The 14,512-nt window shown below is 46.0% G+C and carries 12 protein-coding genes; 9 read left to right on the top strand and 3 right to left on the bottom strand.

Annotated elements, in window-relative coordinates; all coding sequences use genetic code 11:
- Positions 1-75 precede the first annotated feature (75 nt).
- Positions 76-450: a PH domain-containing protein gene (locus tag BN1546_RS05110; protein ID WP_090736289.1), complete on the top strand. Its 375-nt coding sequence runs from the start codon at positions 76-78 to the stop codon at positions 448-450.
- A 116-nt stretch (positions 451-566) separates the two neighbouring features.
- Here BN1546_RS05110 and BN1546_RS05105 read toward each other — a convergent pair whose 3' ends face one another.
- Positions 567-887, bottom strand: coding sequence for a hypothetical protein (locus BN1546_RS05105; RefSeq protein WP_090736287.1), 321 nt, complete (start codon positions 885-887; stop codon positions 567-569).
- 193 nt (positions 888-1,080) lie between these two features.
- On the opposite strand from BN1546_RS05105, the gene BN1546_RS05100 reads away from it, so the two are divergent.
- The 6 genes from BN1546_RS05100 (at position 1,081) to BN1546_RS05075 (ending at position 7,801) form a co-directional block, all read left to right on the top strand.
- On the top strand, positions 1,081-2,046 hold the full coding sequence (locus BN1546_RS05100) for a carbohydrate ABC transporter permease (RefSeq protein ID WP_040101879.1): 966 nt from the start codon (positions 1,081-1,083) through the stop codon (positions 2,044-2,046).
- Positions 2,043-2,864 (top strand): carbohydrate ABC transporter permease, encoded by an 822-nt coding sequence (locus BN1546_RS05095; protein WP_013369899.1) that lies wholly within the window; start codon positions 2,043-2,045, stop codon positions 2,862-2,864. The genes BN1546_RS05100 and BN1546_RS05095 overlap by 4 nt, the downstream gene beginning before the upstream one ends.
- Positions 2,865-2,981: 117 nt before the next feature.
- The gene (locus tag BN1546_RS05090) at positions 2,982-4,346 is read left to right on the top strand and encodes an ABC transporter substrate-binding protein (protein ID WP_090739128.1); all 1,365 of its coding nucleotides are present in this window, start codon (positions 2,982-2,984) and stop codon (positions 4,344-4,346) included.
- A gap of 256 nt (positions 4,347-4,602) precedes the next feature.
- Entirely contained in the window at positions 4,603-5,187 is a 585-nt protein-coding gene (locus BN1546_RS05085; RefSeq protein ID WP_013369901.1) for a TetR/AcrR family transcriptional regulator, read from the top strand.
- A 24-nt stretch (positions 5,188-5,211) separates the two neighbouring features.
- Positions 5,212-6,576, top strand: coding sequence for an HlyD family secretion protein (locus BN1546_RS05080; protein WP_013369902.1), 1,365 nt, complete (start codon positions 5,212-5,214; stop codon positions 6,574-6,576).
- A gap of 1 nt (position 6,577) precedes the next feature.
- A complete protein-coding gene (locus BN1546_RS05075; protein WP_013369903.1) occupies positions 6,578-7,801 on the top strand; it encodes an ABC transporter permease in 1,224 nt (407 codons plus the stop codon).
- A gap of 84 nt (positions 7,802-7,885) precedes the next feature.
- Here BN1546_RS05075 and BN1546_RS05070 read toward each other — a convergent pair whose 3' ends face one another.
- Together BN1546_RS05070 and BN1546_RS05065 are read right to left on the bottom strand one after the other, a co-directional pair.
- Positions 7,886-10,480, bottom strand: coding sequence for a glycine betaine ABC transporter substrate-binding protein (locus BN1546_RS05070; RefSeq protein ID WP_090736284.1), 2,595 nt, complete (start codon positions 10,478-10,480; stop codon positions 7,886-7,888).
- Positions 10,455-11,678, bottom strand: coding sequence for a quaternary amine ABC transporter ATP-binding protein (locus BN1546_RS05065; RefSeq protein WP_014599546.1), 1,224 nt, complete (start codon positions 11,676-11,678; stop codon positions 10,455-10,457). The genes BN1546_RS05070 and BN1546_RS05065 overlap by 26 nt, the downstream gene beginning before the upstream one ends.
- Before the next feature lie 515 nt (positions 11,679-12,193).
- Between BN1546_RS05065 and BN1546_RS05060 the strand changes: the two genes are divergently transcribed.
- Together BN1546_RS05060 and BN1546_RS05055 are read left to right on the top strand one after the other, a co-directional pair.
- Positions 12,194-12,757 carry a GbsR/MarR family transcriptional regulator gene (locus BN1546_RS05060; protein WP_013369906.1) on the top strand — a complete coding sequence of 188 codons (564 nt, stop codon included), beginning with the start codon at positions 12,194-12,196 and terminating at the stop codon, positions 12,755-12,757.
- Positions 12,758-12,909: 152 nt separating this feature from the next.
- A complete protein-coding gene (locus tag BN1546_RS05055; protein ID WP_090736281.1) occupies positions 12,910-14,391 on the top strand; it encodes a carboxylesterase/lipase family protein in 1,482 nt (493 codons plus the stop codon).
- Positions 14,392-14,512 lie beyond the last annotated feature (121 nt).

The following is a 14,512-nucleotide window of genomic DNA, read 5'->3' as shown; positions in this document are numbered from 1 at the left end:
CAAGCCGCAAAAGCTGATCTGAAGTTTCATGGAGCTGCGACTCGTTCCTGAGCTTCGAACAGGAGATGAGACGGGATGAAAACAGATGAAAAAGAGCTGCGAGCCATTAGTCTGACGTTGGAAGCTGGCGAACACATCCGATCCTGTATTAGTTGTACGTATGATTTGCAACAAAGCTCTGAGAAGATACCGCTTCATGGGATAATGGCAGTAACGTCCCAACGAATCATCTTTTATTCCTGCACTATGGGTATTCCTTGGATCAAGTTCATTAATTATCACCATATTTCGCAGGCTAAGCTGGAAAAGGATTTGTCAGGTACTAAAGGGAGCATCCTGTTGATCAATCAGGGTGTAAATGAGGTGTTCTGCCACCTGCCGAATGAAGATCGTATAGAGCGTTTTGTAGCTGTACTAGAGCAGGAAGCAGGCATCTCCTGTGAGAACTAATGATTATAAGGATACAAATAACTAAAACCTCCAACTTCGTAATGTGCCAAGTGTAGGCTCCTTACGGATTTGGAGGTTTTTTGTCTTTTAGTTAGACAGATTGCATGGATTAAGCGCTAGCTCAACAGGACTATAACCAACAAATTAAATAGCACCAGCGGCAGAATGACATTGTTGTAGGCATAGGAACGATCAGGGGTCGGAATGCCTGAGGAGGGTGAGTGATACTGCTGAGGGACTCTCAGATACAAATGATCCGCATCAATGTGCACAATCGTTCCTTCATACACATGATGATCCATCGTTTGTACCCTAACCGTGTGATTCATGTAGGGGCTCAATTGATAATGCAATTGATCGCGGACTTTTTTAAGTTCTTGTTGGAATTCCGGTCTAGCTTGATATAAAGTTTGCGGACTGACGGTGTTGTACGGCATTCGCCTCTGACCTCCATACTCATAATAATGATATATCGTATGCAGGAGCCTGTGCCCTTGTGCAGGTACCCAATTAGGATTGGTTTTACAAAGAGTAAAAACATTAACATTCTACTCCAGTCCACTTGATGTTCCCTTTACATCAAAACGATACACTTACTGAGGTTGGTTTAAAAGAAAGGGGCGTTCCGTTTTGGGTGAACTTAACAAATCTTTGGGACTGGGGACGAGGAGCCAGCAACGGACATCGTCTAAAGCTCGCATACGCACGGGTTCGCTAAAAATTCAAAGACTGCGCGAAAACGCGCTGGCGTATACCTTTTTGGCTCCATCGCTTATTTTGTTTGCTGTATTTATGTTTTATCCGATGATAAAGTCCGTTTATCTCAGCTTGCATTCTACAGATCCCGCAGGAAACGTTGCAGATTATGTGGGGTTCGATAACTTTGCTATGCTGTTCAGCTCAGGTCAGTTTCTACAGGGGATTAAGGTCACGCTGCTTTTTGCGGTATTGACGGTACCTGTGGGTATTTTACTGGCGCTGGTACTAGCTGCCCTTACACACAGTAAGTTACGTGGGATGCGTATCTTCCAATTTGCCTTCTCGCTACCGATGGTGTTGTCGGTGGGTTCATCTGCGGTCATTTGGAAATTTCTTTTCCATCCCACACTGGGAATGTTCAACTATGTGCTTTCCCTGTTACATATCAATCCAGTTCCGTGGTTGACTAGCCCGGATTGGGCGCTGTTCTCCGTAGCCATAATGACCATCTGGATGAATCTTGGCTTCAATTACATTATCTTATCGAGCGGACTTCAAGGGATTCCCGATGACATGTACGAAAGTGCCAAAATGGACGGAGCCGGACCGTTGGTCACGTTCTGGCGTATCTCTATGCCGCTGCTATCACCGACGATCTTTTTTGTGACTGTAGTTTCTATCATTGGTGCCTTCCAGTCTTTTGCCCAAATTAATATCTTGACCAAAGGCGGTCCGGTGAACAGTACAAATGTATTTGTATATTCCATTTATCAGGAAGCTTTCGTTAATTTCCGGTTCGGAACAGGGAGTGCGCAGGCGATTGTCTTGTTCGCCGTCATTTTGGTGCTTACGATGATTCAGTTTAAATGGGTGGAAAGAAAGGTGCATTACCAATGAAACAACACCTGAATTCAACATTACTGTATGTGCTTCTTACGATTGCAGCCGCTCTGATTTTGTATCCGGTGATTTATACATTTTTTATGGCGGTCATGTCACCGGAGGAAGCGAGCGCTTACCCACCAAGCTTTTTCCCGCATTCCTTTCATATGGCCAATTTCACTGAAGTGTTTGAAATCGTTCCGATTGCAGCCTTTATCGGCAACACCTTTCTCATTTCGGGTCTGACGATGATCGGACAACTGATTACAGCCAGCCTGGCGGCCTATGCCTTTGCCAAAATGGAATTCAAGGGAAAAAACTTCATTTTTAGCATGTTTGTCGCGACAATGATGATCCCTTGGGAAGTTACCATTATTCCTAACTATCTGACGGTGCGAAGCTGGAACTGGCTTGATACATATCAAGGATTGACGGTTCCATTTCTGGCGACGGCATTTGGAACATTCCTGTTAAGACAATTTTTCCTCCAGCTTCCCAAGGAACTGTTCGAGGCTGCTCGTATGGATGGGTGCGGACATATCCGATATTTCCTGTTCCATGTGCTTCCGTTATCGCGTCCTGCACTCGGAACACTGGCTGTGTATTCGTTCCTGAACATGTACAATTCATATCTCTGGCCTTTACTGGTCACAAATAGCGAGAATATGCGTACCGTACAGATCGGCATATCCATGCTGGAGTTTCAGGAATCGACTTCATGGAATCTGGTGTTTGCGGGTACAGCACTTGTCATTTTACCGTCTCTGCTCCTGCTGATCTTTGGACTCAAACAGCTGGTGCGTGGAATGGCAGCGGGTGCGCTTAAAGGCTAATCATAGATGCAAAAGACAGCAACACCTGCGCAAGCAGCCTATATACAAAGCTTTAACGCACAAGAGTACGAACATTTCATTCAAGAATCATTTAATCAAAGGGAGAGAAGAGAGATTATGAGATTTTTTCGTTTGAAAAGTGCTTTGACCCTGCTTATTCTGACTGCTATGGTAGTTGCAGCAGGTTGTAGCAACAATACAGCGGCGGAGAAGCCGAGTAATGGTAATGATGGGGCTGCAGCGGCTTCACCTATAAAACTGACTTGGTGGCATTCAATGTCCGGCAACGGTGAAAAGGCGATCAAGCAGATCGCTGCTGACTTTAACGCTAGTCATAAGGACATTCAGGTAGAGCCAGTATATCAAGGTAAATATGATGACAGCTTGAACAAGCTGAAAGCGTCGCTGGGTTCTAATAGCGGACCGGACATCATTCAAGTATACGAAATCGGCAGTAAATTCATGATCGACTCTAAAATGATCACGCCTGTACAACAATTTATTAATGCAGATAAGTTCGATTTGTCGCAGCTTGAACCGAATATTACACGATACTACACGATTGATGGTAAATTGAACGCGATGCCGTTCAATACGTCAAACCCGATTTTATATTACAACAAGGATGCTTTCAAAGCCGCAGGACTTGACCCAGCTAATCCTCCGAAAACGTATGATGAATTCGAGAAAGCTGCCAAAGCCTTGAGTAAGGATGGTAAATCCGGTGCATCCATTGCTATCTACGGCTGGTTTATGGAGCAACTATTTGCCAATCAGAACGCGGACTATGTGAATAATGGCAATGGACGCGAGCAAGCAGCTACAGAATCCTTGCTGAATTCGGATGCCGGTGTAAAAACACTGACATGGTGGAAGAAAATGATTGATGAAAAGGTCGTATCCAATTTAGGACGTAACTCGGACGATACGGCGAAAGCTTTTTCCGCAGGACAAATTGCAATGACGCTGGATTCCACCGCTTCGCTGCGTAATATTGTGGAGCAGGTTGGCGATAAATTCGAAGTAGGCACAGGATTCCTGCCAAGAGCCAATGAAGCAAAAGAAGGCGGCGTGGTTGTAGGTGGCGCGAGCTTATACATCATGAACAACAAGCCTGAAGCCCAGCAAAAGGCAGCATGGGAGTTCATTAAATTCGTCGCTTCTCCAGCAGTACAGGCACAATGGAGTGTGAATACCGGGTACTTCCCGATCACGAAAGCAGCTTATGACGAGAAGGTACTCAAAGATAACATGGTAAAATATCCGCAATTCCAGACAGCCGTTGACCAATTGCACGCATCGGCACAATCCACTGCTACACAAGGCGCAGTAATGGGCGTATTCCCAGAAGCGCGTCAAATCGTCGAAGGTGCGATCGAGGCTGTTCTGAGTGGCCAGCAGCAGCCAAAACAGGCGCTGGACCAAGCTGCACAAGAAATTACAGGCAAAATTGCGCAATACAATCAAACGGTGAAGAAATAGTCGGCCCTCCCTTAAAATCGGCTGATAATCCATAGGATGTGCCCCCTTATTAGCCGATTTTATGAAATAACGGATCGAATGAGTGACCCCCTCACTTATTCGATCCGTTTTTGCATTTCCATTTTAGAATGGTCGTTTAGACGAAGTGTCTAAAATAGTCATTTTTACACATTTCCTATTGCTGGATAACTGAAAATGGGCTTATAATAAATACATAATTTTTGTACTGGACGGTCAGTTCAAAAAAGGAGGAAGCATGAAACAGCAAACGAAGGAAATTATTTTTAACGGCGCACTCAAGGCTTTTTCCGAACGAGGTTTTAATGAAACAAATATGGAGGAAATTGCCAAGGTATGTGGCATAGCCAAAGGAACCCTGTACTACAATTTTAAAAACAAGCAAGAATTGTACATTTACATTTTGAAGATGGGGATGGAGCGTTTTGTCCAGGATATCCATGAAGCGATGGCTCAGATTCCTATGGATCAGGTAGAAGTGAGGGTTCACAAGCTGATCCAAGTACATATTGAGTTCATTGGGAGAGAGCCGGATTTTTGCCGTCTATTAGTCAGTAAGGGATGGGTCTCGCAGGAACAGCATTTTAATATTAGGCAAGTGCTGGCAGACTATTTTGATTTTATGGAGGCAGAGATTGATTCCGGCAAGTTCTATGGGAAAATTTCGAGTAAGCTGGATGCAAAGACGACTGCAAATTGTTTATTCGGCATTTACATTTTTACTCCGATGCGGTCGATGGTATGGGGCGAAACGATGAATCCGCAGGAAGTTCGCGAAAGTATCGAAGTATTTGTATGTAACGCGCTGGGTATGCAACATTAAATAGACAAGTGGAGTGATGAGAACATGAAAGCTAAAAAATATGCGATTTATATCGTACTCATTATTTTAATCGCTGTAGGAATCTATGCTTTGACTGCCTTACCACGAGGGAGCAGTAGCTTGTCCGCAGATGAGTCTTCTTCTATCCCTACGGCTTATGTAGAATCAGATACGCTCAATGCCAGCTTTAAGATGGCAGGACGTATTGATCAGATGCTGGTGAATGAGGGCGACAAGGTAAAAAAAGGGCAAGTGCTAGCCCATTTGGAAAGCCGTGAGCTGGAAGATAAGGTGAAGCAAGCACAGGCTGCATTGCTGGCAGCCAAGAGCAATGTGTCCAAAGCGAAAGCCAGCGTATTGCAGGCTCAAGCAGGCGTAGGTCAGGCGCAGGCTACCGTGAGCGCCGCTCAGGCCAAGAAGAGCCAAGGCACGACAGCGGTCAGTGTGACCGCTGAGGCTTCCTCCAGCCAGATTGAACAGGCCAAAGCAGCTTCTAACGCCGCCAAAGCAAAACTGGATGCTCTCAAGAGCGGGGCAAGACCACAGGAGCTTGAGCAATTGCAAGCATCTGTGAAGGTAGCTAAGGAAACGCTGGACCTGACCGTTAAAAATCTGGAGCGTGCCAAAAAGCTTCAAGAAGCCGGTGCAGCAACTCAGGCCTCGTTGGATCAAGCGACATTGGAACATCAACAGGCAGTGGCCAAGTATAATGCAGAGTCGCAAAAATTGGATATGGCACGGGAAGGAAGCCGTAAGGAGGAAATTACGGCAGCTGAAGCTCAATACCGTCAAGCCTTGGCTGCAGTGAAGGAAGCACAGGCAGGAGCGGGCAAAGTTGCTGTGCAACAGGAAGATGTCAAAGCTGCTCAGGCTTCAGTAGAGCAAGCGCAATCCGCTGTGAAGGCGGCGCAATCGACGGTAGAGCAGGCACAATCTGCGGTTGAAGGTGCCAATGCACAGGTAGCCCAAGCGGAAGCTGCACTTCAGGAGGCTCAGACCTATTTGAGCTATACTACGCTGCGTGCGTCTGAGGATGGGATCATAAAATCCAAGTCGCTTAGCTTGGGTGAGATGGCTAGCGCAGGCTTCCCGGTTTATACCATTGAAACATCCACACAGCGTTGGGCTAAATTCTATGTACCGGAAACGTCTCTGAACGGTCTTCAAGCAGGGGATACAGTTCAAATTAAATTACTGTCAGGTGGCAAGGAGCTGAAGGGTAAAGTCATTCTGTTAGAATCGGCTGCGGACTTTGCCATTCAAAAACCGAGCCAAAGTTCTGGTGATAAGGATGTCCGTTCCTTTGGTGTGAAGGTAGCATTACCGGATCTTGCGGCTTCGGTTCCAACAGGCTCCACGGTTCTGTTTACAGGCAAAGGGGCGCAGTAATATGCAGGATTCACAGGAAAGACTTCGTATCCGCGATGTGTTTCGCGAGGAATGGCTGAGTATCTTCCGGGACCGCCGTTTTATGGCTATTCTGCTGATTACGCCAATAGTGTATACGATACTATTCGGCTTCCTGTATTCGCATCAGCGGATTACCGAGATGCCTGTCACAGTGTATGACGGAGATAATTCGCAGCTTAGTCGCCAGATTATTCAGGCGTTCGATGCGACTGATTCATTTGCCGTTACACGGCAAGTGACCAATCAGGATGATGTAGTCCGCCAGGTGGAGACTGGGGAAGCTAAGGTCGGAATTGTCATTCCCGACAACTTTACCACTCGGCTTAAGCATGGGGAAAATCCACCTGTGCTTACGCTGATTGACGGCAGTAATATGATGTATTCCAATAGTGCCAGTCGGATTGCCAATCAGGTCATTAGTAGCGTGAGCGCGGGAGTATCGCTTAATTCCATGAAGCAAAAAGGGATGAACGCCGATCAGGCTGCCTCGACGCTGACTACCATCCCGTTCCGATCCAGAGTGCTATTTAACCCGGTATATGATTATAAGCTTTTCATGCCGTTGGGGGTTATTTCTGCGGCTCTCCAGCAGTGTTTGCTGCTAGGTATTGCGTTGTCTTGCACGCGGGATAAGGAAGCAGGGACTTGGGGAAGATTTGGCGCATGGAAAAATACCCCTTGGCGCTTGGCTATTGCCAAGCTGGCACCCTATTATGCGGCGGGAGCTTTCAATGTGCTGACTGTATTCAGTATTAGCGCTCTATGCTTCGATATTCCGTTTAGGGGACAGGTACTGCCATTGATTTTGGTGTCGTTGGTCTTTAACTTTGCTTTGTGTGGATTAGGGTTCCTGTTCAGTCTTTTTTCCAAGACCAGAGTGGATGCGACACAAACTCTAATGCTCATTGCTGTTCCTTCCTTTATGCTGTCAGGCTATACGTGGCCATTGGAAGCAATGCCCGGCTTCTTGCGAGGACTTGCTGAAATATTGCCATTAACGTATTATTTGGACGCTGTACGGAACATTACTCTCAAGGGACTGGATATCACCTACATCTTTAAGGATTTGATTGCTCTGGGCGTCATTGGTTGTGTGAGTCTGCTGGTGGCCTTCGTGATCTATCCGTTATTCTTTAGGCAGCATCAGACGACAGCACAGCATGCCGATATGCCCGTACAAGAAGGATTTACACTTAAAGGCTGAGAGCAATTTTAATCAAAAAGGCAGATCAGGAGTAACCCTGATCTGCCTTTTATTTATTAGTATGATTTAAAAGTGGAAGAAGTATTATTGCGTTTTAAGATCCTCAATAGAATCAATCGGTACATAGGATGGAACGACAAGTCCGGACATAACGCCAGTCATGCTGGTTCCGATGTCATCTACTTTATCCTTATATTGAGCCCAATAATCAGCATGCGTCAATGGAAGCCAGGCGGCTGCGGTAGCATCTACACTTCCGCCAGCCACGCCTGTCCACATAGGACCGATTTCCACTTGCAGCGCTGTTACTTTATAGCCCAATTTTTGTTCTAATACATATTTCAATACGTTCGTACTGGCAATTTCAGAATCCCAAGCAGCGTAGCTCAGCTTTAGAGGATCGCCGTTGACGGGCTGCAAGCCCTTGATCCATTCCTGTACCTTATCAGGATGCTTATCAGCCCAGTTCTTGGCAGCCTGCTGTGGGGGAGTACCATCTTGAATTGCGATCATCACTTCACCCATATCATCAGCAGTCCACTTGAAACGGCTTAGAAATTCATAAGCCACAGGAGCATCCTGTTTCAAGCCTTTGCGAGCGATTGTATGAATTTCTTCTTTATCACCGTATGCTTTTTTAGGGTCTTTTAAGTATTTCAAATCATACTTGTTAAACATCCAGTGAGGAGTCCAACCAGTTACAACGATAGGCTGCTTGGCTTTGATAGCTTTATCCAGTGTAGCGGTCATAGCAGCTCCAGAGCTTTCAAGCAGTTTCCAGTCAGACAATCCATAGTCACTGATAGCTTTAGCAGTCAGCTTCATCAGTCCGGCGCCAGGGTCGGTACCGACAATACGGTAGCCGACCTCCTTGCCAAAGTCCCCAGTAGCGGCTGAAGCCGGAGCCGCTTCGGCTCCGTTCCCCTGCAAATCAGTAATTGATTTAACATTCATGTAAGCTGGAACGACCAATCCGGTTTTAACACCAGTCATGTTCGCACCTAGGTCGTCGAGCTTATCTTTGTATTTAGTCCAGTAATCCGCATGCGTTAACGGCAGCCATGCAGCCGGGGAGGCATCTACATCACCACTAGCGACACCCGTCCACATAGGACCTGCTTCAACTTGCAGTGCGGTTACTTTATAACCCAATTTGTTTTCCATTATATATTTCAGCAAATTCGTACTCGCAATTTCCGAATCCCAAGCTACATAGCTTAGCTTAAAGGTATCGCCATTGACAGTTTGCAGTCCTTGAGTCCATTCCTGAACCTTGTCGGCATGTTTCTCTGCCCAATCCTTGGCAGCTTGCTCTGGACTGGTTCCGCCTTGGATAGCAACCATCATTTCACCCATATCTTGCGCTGTCCATTTGAAACGTTTTAGAAACTCATAAGCAGTAGGAGCATCCTGCTGCAAACCTTTGCGGGCAATCGTATGAATACCCTCAGCTTCACCATAAGACTTTTTAGGGTCTTCCAAATATTTGAGATCATACTTGTTGAACATCCAGTGAGGAGTCCAACCGGTAATAATGATCGGTTTTTTCGCTTTGATGGCTTTGTCCAGTGTGGCCGTCATGGCCGCACCAGAACCCTCGACTAGCTTCCAATCAGACAAATTGTAGTCTTGAATTGCTTTAGCCGTCGACTTCATAATGCCTGCCCCGGCATCAATACCGATAATTCTATAATCAACCTCTGCACCAATCGGATTGGCAGCAGCACTACCTTTACCAGCAGCGGAATGATCAGTTCCAACAAAATATTGAGATGCGCCAGCGATCAGAATAACTGCTGTAACTGCTGAGGTGATCCATACCTTTTGCTTGCTGGATACACGACTTTTGCTTTTTTTCGTCGGTTTAAACAGGTTTTGTGTAAAGCGGTCAAGCACAATAGCCAGAACGACCACAGCCAAGCCGGCTTCAAAACCTTTACCAATTTGCAGCTGGGTCACAGCACGATACACAACTGCACCGATGCCTTCCGCACCGATCATGGAAGCAATAACAACCATGGATAGTGACAGCATAATCGTCTGATTAATACCAGCCATTAAGGTAGGCAATGCCAGCGGCAACTGTACTTTAAACAGCTTTTGCGCCGATGTTGAACCAAATGCATCAGAGGCTTCAACCAGCTCATCCGATACTTGCATAATCCCCAAGTTGGTCATGCGAATGGTTGGGGGGATCGCAAAGATAACTGATGCGATAACACCTGGTACAACACCCAAGCTGAAAAATGTAACCGCCGGGAGCAAGTACACGAACGCAGGCATCGTCTGCATAAAATCAAGCAAAGGCGTGATAATGCGTGATGCTGATTTACTATATGCACACCAGATTCCGATCGGAATCCCGATAACAATGGATACAAGCGCAGACGTGATGACTAGTCCGAGCGTATTCATCGTTTCGCTCCAATAGCCGAGATTATCAATCAGCAGGAAGCCGATGACAGTAAACAGTGTAAGCTGCACCCGCCCAATCATAAAGGCAATAATTCCGATGATCACGATGAACACCAGAGGGTGCGGAAGCATAAACAAGCCAGAGAAGAAGCCAACTACGGCTTCTATAACCGAAGAAATAACATTAAACAATCCAGCCAGATGAATACCCATCCAGTCTACAATGGATTGAATCCACTCAGCGATTGGCAGTTTCGGTATCATGGGCATTCACCTCCTTTGTAGTAGGTACATCTCCACTAAGTGCACCCAGTAAAGCTCCACGGACGATAACGCCCAGCAACTTCTGCTTGTCATCGACGACAGCCAGTGGCACCTTGGACGAGCTTGTAATTTCAAACAAATCATTAATGACAGTTTCAGCAGTTACCTGCGGTCCGTCAGTGATCAAAATATCTTCAATTTTCAGATTGTTGCGCAGTGCATGAACAGCATCCTCGGCATTAATAACACCCAGTAGCTTTTTGGTGCGATCAATGACGAATAGATTGGAAATCCCACGCTCTCGCATCAATTCCAGAGCTACACGCGGACCGCGGTCCATGGTGATGGTTTCTGGACGAAGCATGACATGAGCAGCCGTCAATACTTTGGACAGATCCACATCCTCGACGAAGCGGGCTACATAAGAGTTAGCTGGTTGGATCATAATTTCTTCCGGTGTACCAATTTGTACGACCACTCCGTCCCGCATCAATGCAATCCGGTCACCAATCCGCAGCGCTTCATCCAGATCATGGGTGATAAAGACAATTGTTTTCTTCATTTTATCTTGAAGCTCCAGCAGCTCATCTTGCATGTCACGGCGAATGAGAGGATCCAATGCGCTGAATGCTTCATCCATCAGGAGAACTTCAGGGTCATTCGCGAGTGCCCGTGCCAGACCGACACGCTGCTGCATACCGCCACTTAACTCATCGGGCATCTTATCGCCCCAGTTTTTAAGACCAACCAGTTCCAGCGCTTGTTGTGCCTTTTCCTGGCGTTGTGCTTTATCTACCTTTTGAATTTCAAGACCGTATTCTACATTTTCCAATACAGTCCGATGTGGGAACAGGGCGAACTTTTGAAAAACCATACTGATGGTTTTACGACGAACTTCGCGGAGTTGTTCTTTGTTCATCTTACGGAGATCTTTGCCGTGGACCAGAATTTCACCGGAGGTAGGCTCAATCAAGCGATTTAGCATTCGCACCAAAGTGGACTTGCCGCTACCTGATAACCCCATAATTACGAAAATTTCACCTTGCTTAATTTCCATGTTGGCCTTATTAACACCAACAGTAATCTGTTTTTCTTTGGCCAGCTTTTCTTTGCCCCAGCCTTGCTCCAGGAGCGGAACACCTTGCTCTGCGTGAGGACCAAAGAGTTTGCTGACATTTTTGACTTCCAAAATCGTCATACATACACCTCTTCTTTCTATACTTTGCTTGGTATTAACCCCATGTTGCATGATGGATTGAGTATAAAAATCATAATTCTGTACATCCTGAACGGTTAATGACAAAATTAATTGTAACAGAAGCATTGCTTACATTTCAAACAAAAAAACTGTTCGTAAAGTACGTACAGAAAAAACTGTACAAACTTTTCTTCGATATGCTCCTTCGTTCTTTAGAATGCTCAAACATTCGGAACTTTACAACCGATAGTGCTTTTTTTAAAATAGACAATGAAATATGACCATAAGAAAAAGATTTATGTATATCCATAATTTTAAAAGTTTACTATCATTAGCAATTTTGCGAATTATGATTTTGAACGATCATGCTGTTGTAATATAGACAGAAGCTTTGCTTTTGAAACATTTCATTCAGTATTTGAAAGATTTCATATATTGCGTCAAAGCTAATCCTTTACGGGTAAGTCGTTCATACTAGGTTGTGCAAAATGCTCTAAAATTAGGAGGTTGCAAGCATGAGCTTGTACCAGTTAGGTGATGAGCAGCAGGCGTCGCTGCAAAAAATTCGCAAACGTGTCATAGAAGCTATAGGTAAAAACATGGACCTATATGGGATCACTCTGTCCGCGGGGCATTTGTACGGTTTGCTTTTTTTTGCGGATAAACCGATGACGCTGGATGAGATGGGCCGTGAAATGGAAATGAGCAAAACGAGCATGAGTACAGGAGTTCGAACGTTGTTGGATCTGAAAATGGTGAACAAGGTATGGAGCAAGGGCTCACGCAAGGACTTGTATGAAGTCGAGTATGATTGGTATCAAACATTTACTGACTTCTTCGCTATTAAATGGAGAAAAGCAGTAGAAACAAATTTACTCGTCCTGCGCAAAGCCATTGATGAACTGGACAAATTGATGGCGCAGGGTGAAGAATACGAGGAATTTAAGGCGATTCTACAGCAAGACCGTATGAAAATGAAGCAGGCTGTGGCTTATTACAAGTGGCTAGACCGATTGATTGATTCAATGGAAAGCGAAGAAATTTACAAGCTGATTCCGAAAGAAGAGGTTCGGGACTAATCACGATCCGCCCATCTTGTTTACAAAATGCCGGAGCGCAAAAGCGCTTCCGGTATTTTTTGGTTTGGTCCTGCACAAAGGGTATAATAGAGATATGTAAAGATTGATATTATACCGTTATGTTGAACATACGAGATAAAGGAGGTTTCATTATGGAAAGTAATACAGTACATACTCGTCTAGGTCAATTACGTGGAGAAACAGAGAATGGATATCATGTGTGGAAAGGTGTTCCATATGCACAGCCTCCTGTTGGAAAACTACGTTTTCATGGGCCACAGCCTTTGGAGCCTTGGGAGGGTGTACGGACTGCGACGAGTTTCGGACCCATCTGTCCGCAACCCATGCCCTCCGCTGAAAGTATGACTGGAAATCTGGTGGAACCGCCGGAGCAGTCCGAGGATTGCTTGTACCTGAACATTTGGACACCAGCTTCGAAGGCTCCTGAGAAGGGACGTCCGGTGATGGTGTGGATTCATGGTGGTGCCTTTGTCACTGGGTCTGGGATCATCCCTTTATATGATGGGGAACGCATGGCGAAGAATGGCGATGTTGTTGTAGTTACGGTCAATTATCGGTTAGGGCCGTTAGGATTTTTGCATTTGACTCCAAAGGGAAATGGGCTGACCTCAAATGCCGGACTGTTGGATCAAATCGCTGCGCTGAAATGGGTTAGGGATCATATTTCTGCCTTTGGCGGCAACCCGGATGAAGTAACGGTGTTCGGTGAATCGGCAGGCGCGATGAGTATTGCCGCTTTATTGGCGATGCCAGCCGCTGAGGGGCTGTTCCAGCGTGCAATTTTGCAGAGCGGGGCATCGCAGGTGTTGCCAACTGCACAGGCCGAGCAAGTGGCGGCTGTGTATTTACAGCAACTGGGTGTAGACACTCAGTATCCTGAGCGATTGTTTACGTTGCCGACAGATGCGTTGATGCTCGCTATGGCCAAAACACATGAAGCCATCGGACCAGGGATGGCGATGATTTATCAACCCGTTGTAGACGGGGTGACCTTGCCGGATGTACCCCTGTCTGCAATCGCCCAAGGCTCAGCCAAACAGGTATCTGTTATGATTGGAACGAACTTGCATGAGGGGTACTATTTCATTCGCAAAGAATCTCATCTAATGAATAAGCCAACAGCACGTCAGGCATTGGAAATGATGACAGGCATGTCCGACATTGGCGACCTGATAGAGCCTTTTCCAGTTACCATTGAGGGACAGGCGCAAATGTTGACCGATTTAATTTTTTGGCGTCCCGCGTTGGCTCTTGCCGCTGCACAATCGGCGTATGCATCGGTATGGATGTATCGTTTTGATTGGACCCTGCCGGGACATCCAACTTTCGGACAAGCGGTTCACGGTGCAGAGATTGCTTTTGTTTTCGACAATCTGGAGCTGCTAGGCAAGCTTGGATTAGAGATTCAGCCTTCGATGCAGAAGCTCGCTCATGATATGCAGCAGGCATGGATTGCTTTTGCACGTGATGGGGAGCCTATGCTGCCTGAGACGGCATGGCCGATGTACGACAAGCAACAGCGAGCTACAGCCATTTTTCATCAGAATATTATGGTGGAACATGATCCAGAAGGGGATAGACGCCGCCAACTAACGGGGCAGATGAGCATATAGGTAAATACGAGACATTGTTTCAAGGATTCAACGAAAAAGCCTTCGCCCGTATTTTGTATGCGGACGAAGGCTTTGTTAGTCAGGATTTTGTAAAATCCTCTAGTAATTAGATGTACTGCTG

The organism is Paenibacillus sp. Mc5Re-14, from assembly GCF_001049835.1.
GTDB lineage: Bacteria > Bacillota > Bacilli > Paenibacillales > Paenibacillaceae > Paenibacillus > Paenibacillus polymyxa_C.
Note: the sequence above shows the minus strand (reverse complement) of the source record. Positions and strands in the feature narration are given on the sequence as shown.

Bases quoted from the DNA above. Each gene is read 5' to 3' on its own strand.
- BN1546_RS05110 (WP_090736289.1), top strand. From the start codon at position 76: ATGAAAACAGATGAAAAAGAGCTGCGAGCCATTAGTCTGACGTTGGAA.
- BN1546_RS05105 (WP_090736287.1), bottom strand. From the start codon at position 887: ATGCCGTACAACACCGTCAGTCCGCAAACTTTATATCAAGCTAGACCG.
- BN1546_RS05095 (WP_013369899.1), top strand. From the start codon at position 2,043: ATGAAACAACACCTGAATTCAACATTACTGTATGTGCTTCTTACGATT.
- BN1546_RS05090 (WP_090739128.1), top strand. From the start codon at position 2,982: ATGAGATTTTTTCGTTTGAAAAGTGCTTTGACCCTGCTTATTCTGACT.
- BN1546_RS05085 (WP_013369901.1), top strand. From the start codon at position 4,603: ATGAAACAGCAAACGAAGGAAATTATTTTTAACGGCGCACTCAAGGCT.
- BN1546_RS05080 (WP_013369902.1), top strand. From the start codon at position 5,212: ATGAAAGCTAAAAAATATGCGATTTATATCGTACTCATTATTTTAATC.
- BN1546_RS05075 (WP_013369903.1), top strand. From the start codon at position 6,578: ATGCAGGATTCACAGGAAAGACTTCGTATCCGCGATGTGTTTCGCGAG.
- BN1546_RS05070 (WP_090736284.1), bottom strand. From the start codon at position 10,480: ATGATACCGAAACTGCCAATCGCTGAGTGGATTCAATCCATTGTAGAC.
- BN1546_RS05065 (WP_014599546.1), bottom strand. From the start codon at position 11,678: ATGACGATTTTGGAAGTCAAAAATGTCAGCAAACTCTTTGGTCCTCAC.
- BN1546_RS05060 (WP_013369906.1), top strand. From the start codon at position 12,194: ATGAGCTTGTACCAGTTAGGTGATGAGCAGCAGGCGTCGCTGCAAAAA.
- BN1546_RS05055 (WP_090736281.1), top strand. From the start codon at position 12,910: ATGGAAAGTAATACAGTACATACTCGTCTAGGTCAATTACGTGGAGAA.